At 68.0% G+C, this 437-nt stretch carries 1 pseudogene; it reads left to right on the top strand.

Annotated features, from left to right (window positions below):
- Positions 1–132: 132 nt before the first annotated feature.
- Positions 133–437: pseudogene (locus ACOV8S_RS31385) on the top strand (transposase family protein); the annotation flags it as partial.

Genomic DNA, 437 nt, shown 5'->3' with positions numbered 1-437 from the left:
GACCTACCACCGACGCCGCAGACAAGCCGCACTCGGCCGGCTGACCCCCGTCGAATTCGAGACCGTCATGACCACCACACCGGCCCTCCGGGCCGCGTAACCGAACCTGTCACCCAAACCCGCACCAAACCCTTCCGTATCGGTGTCGCGACGGCCTACCGCTACATACGCGAGGCCGTCGACGTCCTGGCCGCCCTCGCCCCGACCCTGGCCGAAGCGATGAAGACCGTGCGGACGAAGGCGTTCGTGATCCTGGACGGCACCCTGCTGCCGATCGACCGGATCGCCGCCGACACCCCGTACTACTCGGGGAAGCATAAACGCCACGGCATGAACGTCCAGGTCCTCACCGACCCGTTCGGACGCCTGCTGTGGGCCTCGCCCGCGCTACCGGGTTCGACCCACGACCTGACCGCCGCACGGGCTCACGGCATCAT

The sequence above is a fragment of the Streptomyces sp. CO7 genome (assembly GCF_053474865.1).
Note: the sequence above shows the minus strand (reverse complement) of the source record. Positions and strands in the feature narration are given on the sequence as shown.